The 7,929-nt window shown below is 68.6% G+C and carries 6 protein-coding genes and 2 pseudogenes; 5 read left to right on the top strand and 3 right to left on the bottom strand.

Annotation, left to right across the window (positions count from 1 at the left end; all coding sequences use genetic code 11):
• Positions 1–119: pseudogene (locus V6B97_RS16795) on the top strand (IS1595 family transposase); the annotation flags it as partial.
• 25 nt (positions 120–144) lie between these two features.
• Here V6B97_RS16795 and V6B97_RS16790 read toward each other — a convergent pair.
• Together V6B97_RS16790 and V6B97_RS16785 are read right to left on the bottom strand one after the other, a co-directional pair.
• Positions 145–1,026 (bottom strand): IS1595 family transposase, encoded by an 882-nt coding sequence (locus tag V6B97_RS16790; protein ID WP_333507671.1) that lies wholly within the window; start codon positions 1,024–1,026, stop codon positions 145–147.
• A 152-nt stretch (positions 1,027–1,178) separates the two neighbouring features.
• The gene (locus V6B97_RS16785; RefSeq protein WP_333507670.1) at positions 1,179–1,889 is read right to left on the bottom strand and encodes a TlpA disulfide reductase family protein; all 711 of its coding nucleotides are present in this window, start codon (positions 1,887–1,889) and stop codon (positions 1,179–1,181) included.
• Positions 1,890–2,215: 326 nt separating this feature from the next.
• Between V6B97_RS16785 and V6B97_RS16780 the strand changes: the two genes are divergently transcribed.
• The 4 genes from V6B97_RS16780 to V6B97_RS16765 all read left to right on the top strand — a co-directional run bounded on the left by V6B97_RS16780 (position 2,216) and on the right by V6B97_RS16765 (position 7,581).
• Entirely contained in the window at positions 2,216–3,709 is a 1,494-nt protein-coding gene (locus V6B97_RS16780; protein ID WP_333507669.1) for an ABC transporter substrate-binding protein, read from the top strand.
• Positions 3,706–5,760: an ATP-binding protein gene (locus V6B97_RS16775; RefSeq protein WP_333507668.1), complete on the top strand. Its 2,055-nt coding sequence runs from the start codon at positions 3,706–3,708 to the stop codon at positions 5,758–5,760. Before V6B97_RS16780 ends, V6B97_RS16775 begins: the two co-directional genes overlap by 4 nt.
• Positions 5,741–6,505 carry a response regulator gene (locus V6B97_RS16770; RefSeq protein WP_333507667.1) on the top strand — a complete coding sequence of 255 codons (765 nt, stop codon included), beginning with the start codon at positions 5,741–5,743 and terminating at the stop codon, positions 6,503–6,505. Before V6B97_RS16775 ends, V6B97_RS16770 begins: the two co-directional genes overlap by 20 nt.
• 263 nt (positions 6,506–6,768) lie before the next feature.
• Positions 6,769–7,581, top strand: coding sequence for a LytR/AlgR family response regulator transcription factor (locus V6B97_RS16765; RefSeq protein ID WP_333507666.1), 813 nt, complete (start codon positions 6,769–6,771; stop codon positions 7,579–7,581).
• A gap of 235 nt (positions 7,582–7,816) precedes the next feature.
• Here V6B97_RS16765 and V6B97_RS16760 read toward each other — a convergent pair.
• Positions 7,817–7,929 (bottom strand): annotated as a pseudogene (locus V6B97_RS16760) (IS1595 family transposase); the annotation flags it as partial.

The raw sequence follows: 7,929 nt of genomic DNA, 5'->3' as shown, positions 1-7,929 counted from the left end.
TGAAGAGGAACTTCGAATTACACCTCAAAGAATGTGAATGGCGCTACAACAAGCCCCTGCCCCAACTCATTGCCGAAATGAAACGGCTGGTAGCAAAAAACAAAGACCTGATGGTCTAGAGCCAAGACAATTTAGAAACAACCCCTAGGAACGGGATTCATCCAACTCCGGCACGTCCGGCACCATGTCGCACAGGTAGCGCACCAGCGTGGCGAACAAATTCTCGCGCCGGTGGTTGAAGCGGAATTCCAGTTCCTTGAGATACAGCGGAAAGCGCTGGGGCGACACGCCCTTGAAGGCGCGCAGCCGTCCCCCGGCGAATTTCCAGAACTCGCTCTGCGGTTCCGCCGGGCCGTCGGCCCGCCGCCGGATGTACTCGTAGGGCAGCGAATCGTCGCCGCACAGCACCAGCGCGTCGTAGTGGCGGTAGGGCGCGGTGTGCACCAGGTTGCCCGCCCGCTCGATGCGCAGATGGAAATTATGGTTGAAGTGGAACACCGTCTCGGCGGACAGGCCGGACACAAGGTCGATGAACACCCACCCGTTGCGTTCCAGGATGCCGAACACGGGAATGGGCACCTGCCCTCCCCCGCCCTTGGGCTCTCCGGTCAGCTTCTTGCCCTTCAGGTAGCTGCCAAGGCCCGTTTCCGGCCCCAGCAGTTGCCGGGCGTCGGGCGCGTGGGCCAGGATGGCGAAACGCGCCGTGGTCACGGCCTTGTAGGCGGCGTTGTACGAAAGGCCCAGTTCCGCGGCCAGGGTGTGCACCGTGGCCTCGCCCGCGTACAGGTGCAGCAGGCGCAGCCAGGTCAGCGGCGTGAGGTTGCCGTTGTTGATCCAGCGGCCGGAAAAGGGATGGAAGGTGTACTTGCAGCCCGCGCAGCGCCAGCGCCCGGCCGACAACTCGTACAGCCGTCCGCCGCCGCAACGCGGACAGAAGCTGCGCCCGCCCGGCCAGCAATGTTCCAGCAGGTGGGCAAGGGCCGCCTCTTCCGAGGCAAGGCACGGCTCATCCGGAAATGCATCCATGACAGTCTGGTAGCCCAACTCGCCCGGTGCGCGCAATGCACCCCCCGCCCCTTCGGCCCGACCTGCCCGCCCGGCCTGACCGACATGACCGGCGTGACCGACCTGACCGGCATGGCTTGCGCGCGCCACCCGGCGCATGGCCTCCTTCGTGCTCATGGCAGCGGCCCCGCCGCCGCCAGCACGCGGTCCAGGAACTGGGCCGGGGTGCCTGCAAGCGCCCCGGCATGGGTGAACAGCACCCGGAACCCGTCGGCCTCGCGCCGCAGCACCCAGGTGAACGGCACCGGCAGGCCGCCCAGTTGCCCGTGCACCGTCAGGTCCGGGTCGGCGAACAGGGGAAAGACCAGCCCGTGCCGCTGGCGGAAGGCCTGCACCAGGTTCCAGCCGTCACCGGCGGCAATGCCCACGATGCGCACCCGCCCGGCCAGATTGCCCGAACTGCCTGAACTGGCGGACGATATCCGCGCGTACAGGGCGCGCAGGGCCGGGGCCTCTTCCTGGCAGGGGGCACAGAACCAGCTGTACATGTTCACGATGAACACCTGGCCGCGCAGGCCGGAAAGGCGATCCGGCAACTGTTCGCCAGCCACGGGCGCGGGCATGGCCACGTCCGGGCCGCCGCTCCAGCCGGTTTCGGGCGAAGGCGAGGCCAGGGGAATATCCGGAAAACGCGCCCCCTCGGGCCAGGCCTTCGCCAGACCGTCCGCCACCACGCCCGCCTGTTCCGCCGGTGCCGCCGGAGCCGCCCCCTGCTCCGCATGGACGGTGCGGGCCGGAAATACGGCCAACGCCAGCAGGCAGACCGCCGCCAGCAGGCCGCGCGGGCGAACTCTCACGGCCATGCGCGAAAAAAACGACGTCATCCGGACTCCCGTGTGCGACGCGGCAGGTGGTGGGTGGTGCCGGGCCGCGTTCCGTGGCACCATTAAAAAGTGTAGCCACGCTCCGTGGTTCTGACAACGGGGCACCGGCCCGCCCTCCGCCCGGATACCGGCCTGCCGCGCCGCTTTCCGCCCCGGCGCGGCCGTTTCGGCGCCATGTCGCCCCCTTTTCTTCCGGTCTCGCGCACCCTTGAACTTTCCGCCGTCGTCGGGCTACAGTCCGCACGGCGCGGCGCCGCCGCGCGCATCCGCCCCGGATTCCGCGCCGGACTCCGCCGGACAACGCCCCGAGAGCAGGGAGAGCAAGTGTGACCACGCGCACCGCAGCATCGCGCGCCGCCGCCCGGCATCCGGCCCCCGCAGGCATGCCCGGCGGGGATTGCCGGAACGCCCCTGTCCTTGTTCCGGTCCTTGCCCCTGTCCCTGCCCCCGCTCCGGTCCCGGCCCGCCGCCGCCCCGCGTGGCGCCGCCTGCCGGTGCTGCCGTCCCTGCTGTGCCTGCTGGCGCTGTGCGCCCTGCTGGCCGCCTGCGACACGGACAGCCCCCGCCAGCCGGAAGACGCGGCCGCGCCGGGCGTCACCGACGAGGCCATCCACCTCGCCTCGTCCCTGGCCCTTACCGGGCACGCCAGCTACCTGGGCGTGCAGACCCTGCGCGGCGCGCTGTCGTACATCAACCACGTCAACGATGCCGGCGGCGTGCACGGGCGGCGCATCACGCTCACCGCCGCCGACGACGGCTACGACCCGCCCCGCTGCCTGGCCAACACCCAGCGCTTTCTCATCGACGGCGACGTGTTCGCCCTGTTCAGCTACGTGGGCACGCCCACCACCATGCGCGTGCTGCCGCTGGTGGAAGAGGCGCGCATCCCGCTGGTGGGCATGTTCACCGGAGCCAACGGCCTGCGCGAGCCCTTCAACCGCTACGTGTTCAACGTGCGCGCCTCGTACTATCAGGAGACGGCCGCCGCCGTGCGCCACCTGGTGCGCGACCTGGGGCTGACGCGCATCGCCGTGTTCTACCAGTACGACGCCTACGGTTTCGACGGGTTGACCGGCACGGAAATCGCCCTGCGCGAACTGGGGCTGGCCCCGGTGGCGCGCGGATCGTACGTGCGGGGCACCACCAAGGTGGAGGAAGGGCTGCGCCGCATCCTGGCGGCCGACGCCCAGGCCGTGGTCATGGTGGGCACCTACGAGCCCTCGGCCCGGTTCATCCGCCTGGCGGAACAGGCGGGCTTGCACGCGGTGTTCCACTGCCTGTCGTTCACCGGGGCGGAAGAACTGGCCCGCCTGCTGGGCGATTCGCCGGTGAACCCGGTGACCATGTCGCAGGTGGTGCCGCCGCCCCGCGCCAAGGAAACCCCCGACCTGCTGGCCGCCGCCGCGGACTACGTGCAATTGCTGCACCGCTACTTTCCCGACGAGACGCCCAACACCATCGGGCTTGAAGGGTACGTCAACGCGCGCATCCTGGTGGAAGGGCTGCGCCGCGCCGGGCGCGACCTGACCCGCGAGAGCTTCGTGCAGGCCCTGGAATCGCTGCGCGACTACCCGCTGGGTGGCAGCACCTACGTGTCCTTTTCGCCCGAGAGCAGGCAGGGCATGAACCAAGTGTACTTCACCCGGCTGTATGACGAGCAGTTCGAACTGATCCGCGACTTCCGCGAGGTGCGCCCCCTGCCCGCGCCCGCCCCGGCTCCCGTCCCGGTTCCCACCCCGGCGCCCGGCAAGGCCGCCGCCACGCTGTCCTCGGCTCACTCCGCTCCGCCCGCCCACCCCGACGCGGAGGCGCGGCCATGATCCTGCGCCGCTTCCAGCGCCTGGGGCTGCAACAGAAGTTCTTCATCACCATCCTGGTGGTGATCATGGCCATCAGCGGCACCATCGCCCTGCTGGCCCGGTGGATCCTGGTCTCCGGCCTGACGGCGGAACTGGAACTGCGCGGGGCGGCCATCGCCCACAGCGTGGCCGCGCGCGGGGCGGGCTACATCCTGGACAACGACGTGCCGCAGCTTGTGGGGCTGATCTTCGACGAGGCCCAACTGCGCGAACGGCACCAGTTCATCGCCTACATCTTCGTCACCGACCCCCAGGGCACCGTGCTGGCCCACACCTTCATCAAGCCCTTCCCCGAATACCTGCGCATGGCCAACCCCCTGCCCGACGGCGTGGCCAAGAGCGTGGAACTGGTGGACGTGATGGGCATGTCGGCCTACGACATCGCCGTGCCGGTGAAGGAGGGGTTGTACCGCATCGGCGACGTGCACGTGGGCCTGAGCAAGGACCACATGGACAGCCTGGTGGGCAAGCTGCGGGTGACCTTCCTGGGGTTCATCACGGCGGTGGTGGTGATCACCTTCTTCATCAGCCACTACCTCGCCCGGTACATCACCGCGCCGGTCACCCGGCTGACGCGCATCTCCGACGATCTTTCGCGCGGCAACTTCAACACCGCCGTGGACCTCGACGTGCCCCACGCGGGCTGGGACATCCACGACTGTCCGGCCTACAGCGACACCGACCTGCCGTGCTGGCACTTCGACGAGCAGCTTCGGGGGGCGCGGCAGACCCCGGAAAAGCTGCACCGCTGCCCCACCTGCGTGTTCTACCGCAAGCGCGGCGGGGACGAGGTGATCCAGCTGGCCGACTCGTTCCGCAACATGGTGTGGTCCATCCGGCTGTACCGCAAGCGGTTGCAGGAATCGGAGGGCAAGTACCGCTCGCTGTTCGACAGCGGGCCGGACCCCATCTTCGTGGTGGACTGCACCGACCTGCGCATCCTGGACGCCAACCCGCGCGCCGTGGAGATGTATGGCTACACCCGCGCGGAACTGGACGGCCTGCCGCTCACCGTGCTGGGCGGCGACACCGTGCGCGAGTGCAGCGCCGTGTTCGACACCGTGTTCGATGGCGGCGACGCGGCGGGCGGATGCCTGAACATTCCCAAGGCCATGCAGGTGCGCAAGGACGGCAGCGTGTTCCACGTCAACCTGCACGCCTGCCCCATCAGCTATCGCGGGCGGCCCGCCATCATCGTGTCCACCACCGACATCACGGAAATGATGGACAAGGACGCCCAGATCATCCAGGCGGCCAAGATGAAGTCCCTGGGCGAAATGTCCGCCGGGGTGGCCCACGAGCTGAACCAGCCGCTCAACGCCATCCGCATGGGCAGCGACTTCCTGTCGCTGGTCATCGAGCAGGGGCTGCCGGTGCCGCAGTCGCGCCTGCACGAGGTGGCCCGCGACATCTGCGCCCAGGTGGACCGCGCCACGGAAATCATCAACACCCTGCGCTCGTTCGGCCGCAAGTCCGACGCGGTCATCGAGCCGCTGGACCTCAACCGGCCCACCCGCGCCGTGCTGCCGCTGGTGGAACGCCAGTTCCTGCTCCAGAACGTGGAGGTGAAGCTGGACCTGGCCGAAGGCCTGCCCCCGGTGCGCGCCCACGAGAACCGGTTGCAGCAGGTGTTTTTCAACCTGGTGACCAACGCCCGCGACGCCATCCTGGACCGCGCCCGCACCGACGGCGGCCTGCGCGGGGTGATCACCATCTCCACCCGGGCCGAGGGCGACACCGTGGTGGCCACCGTGGCCGACAACGGCGCGGGCATCCCCGAGGCGTTGCGCGAGCAAATCTTCCAGCCGTTCTTCACCACGAAAGTCACGGGCCAGGGCATGGGCCTGGGGCTGTCCATCGTGTACGGCATTGTGCGCGACTACGGCGGCGACATCCGCATCGAAAGCACCGAGGGCAAGGGCACCGCGTTCCACGTGCGCCTGCCTGCCCACCGCGATACCCCGCCCCACGGCGGAAAGAAGGACGACAGCCATGCGCATCCTGGTTATTGACGACGAGGTGCCCACCCTGAAGATGTTCGGCCTGCTGCTGGAAGCGCTGGGCCATGCGCCCGTCACCGCCGAATCGGGCGAGGAAGGGCTGATCAGCTTCGACCGGGAACGCCCCGACGTGGTGCTGACCGACATCAAGATGCCCGGCATCGACGGCATGGACGTGCTGCGCGCCCTGAAGGAGGCGGACCCGCGCATCGAGGTCATCGTCATCACCGGCCACGGCGACACCGAACTGGCCATCGAGGCGCTGCACCTGGACGCCACCGACTTCATCAACAAGCCGGTGCGGCGCGAAGCGCTGGAGCACGCCCTGGCCCGGGCCGAGGAACGCATCCGCCTGAAGCGCGCCAAGGAGGAGGAAATCCGCCTGGTGGCCGGGCCGGGGGTGGAGCTTCGGGATGCGGACGCGGGCGCGGGGCCGGATGCCATAAAAGACACGGCACAGGACGGGGCCGCCGTGGTGCGCATTCGCGGCACGGTGAACAGCCCTGCGGAACCGGTGCTGCGCCACGTGTTCGAAGAAGCGCTGCTGACCGGCGCGCCCACGGTGGTGCTGGACTTCGAGCCGTCCGTGTCGGTGAACGGCGCGGGCATCGCCGTGCTGGCGGAACTGGTGCGCCACGCCCGTACCCTGGGGCGCGCGGTACGCATCACCGGGGTATCCGCCAACCTGTCCACCGTGTTCGACGTGGTGGGCATTGCCCACAACGCCACGGTGGAGGCGGCCAACCCCCTCGAATAGACGGCAGCGGGCGGGCGAACTCCGTCGCACGCCCGGAACCCCGATCCCTTTTGCGGCGCGCGGGCCTGTATGGCCCGCGCGCCGCGTTTTCCCCGCCAACCCTCCCCTCTGGACAGGTCCCCTCCCCGGCGCTAGATAGGCGCAAAGGGCCACCGCCGCCGCGCCACGCGCTGCGGCGGCCATGGGCGTTGCGGCCCGCCGCAGGCCCGCACGCCCCCCAGAGGTCCGCCCCACGGAACGCTCGCCCCCCGGAAAGGTTCGCCATGCCCATCCGCGCCCTCATCGTCGATGACGAACGCCCCGCCAGGGACGAACTGGCCTACCTGCTCTCGGCCTACCCGGACGTGGAGGCCGCCGAGGCTGCGTCGGCAGGCGAGGCGTTGCGCAAGCTGGCCGACGAGCGGTTCGACCTGGTCTTCCAGGATATCCAGATGCCGGGGCACGACGGCTTCCACGTCATGCGCGAGGCCCAGTCCCAGGCCCAGCCGGGCGAGGCCGCGCCGCTGTTCGTCTTCGTCACCGCCTTCGACGAGCACGCCATCCGCGCCTTCGAGGAAAACGCCTTGGACTACCTGCTGAAACCCGTGGCCCCGGCCCGGCTGGCCCGCTGCCTGGACCGGGTGCGCGGCCGCCTGGCCACCGACGGCGCCCGGCCGTTGCAGAACGCCGTGGCCACCCTGCTGGGCGCGCTGGGACACGCCAAGCCGCCGAACCGGCTGGCGATGGACCGCCTGCCTGTGGACCGTCTGGCAGTCGAGCACGGCGGGCGCATCAGCCTCATCCCCACGCGCGACGTGGTGATGATCGAGGCCGAGGAAAAGCGCATCGTGGCCGTCACCGGCGAAGGCCGCCTGCCCTGCCACAACATGAACACCCTGGCCCGCGCGGAAGAACGCCTGGCCGGGCTGCCGTTCTTCCGGGTGAACCGGGCCGTGCTGGTGAACCTGGAGCGCATCGCCGAATTTTCGCCGTGGATCAACGGCAAGTACCACCTGGTCATGAACGACGCGGACCGCACCGAGGTCACCGTCAGCCGCAACCGCGCGCGCGACTTTCGCGCCCGGCTGGGCGTCTAGGGGCTGTTTCCAAATTGTCCTTTCGCCCGTTGGCTACGTCGAACTTCGCCTGCCATGGCTTTGCTGTCCTCATCCGTAAGACTCGCAAGCTCATCTAACGGCTGAGGCTCGGTCGAATACGATAAGAGTACGCTCTGCGGTCGCCATCCGTAATGCTCGAAGACTCGCATAACGGCTGCCGCACTTCCTCATGGCAGGCTCGTTTTCCTTGCCAACGAACAAAAATCCTAAGGCTCTAGACCATCAGGTCTTTGTTTTTTGCTACCAGCCGTTTCATTTCGGCAATGAGTTGGGGCAGGGGCTTGTTGTAGCGCCATTCACATTCTTTGAGGTGTAATTCGAAGTTCC

It is taken from the genome of Nitratidesulfovibrio sp. 1201_IL3209, from assembly GCF_036763125.1.
GTDB lineage: Bacteria > Desulfobacterota > Desulfovibrionia > Desulfovibrionales > Desulfovibrionaceae > Cupidesulfovibrio.
This window is presented reverse-complemented; position numbering and strand designations above follow the sequence as displayed.

Bases quoted from the DNA above. Each gene is read 5' to 3' on its own strand.
- V6B97_RS16785 (WP_333507670.1), bottom strand. From the start codon at position 1,889: ATGACGTCGTTTTTTTCGCGCATGGCCGTGAGAGTTCGCCCGCGCGGC.
- V6B97_RS16790 (WP_333507671.1), bottom strand. From the start codon at position 1,026: ATGGATGCATTTCCGGATGAGCCGTGCCTTGCCTCGGAAGAGGCGGCC.
- V6B97_RS16765 (WP_333507666.1), top strand. From the start codon at position 6,769: ATGCCCATCCGCGCCCTCATCGTCGATGACGAACGCCCCGCCAGGGAC.
- V6B97_RS16770 (WP_333507667.1), top strand. From the start codon at position 5,741: ATGCGCATCCTGGTTATTGACGACGAGGTGCCCACCCTGAAGATGTTC.
- V6B97_RS16775 (WP_333507668.1), top strand. From the start codon at position 3,706: ATGATCCTGCGCCGCTTCCAGCGCCTGGGGCTGCAACAGAAGTTCTTC.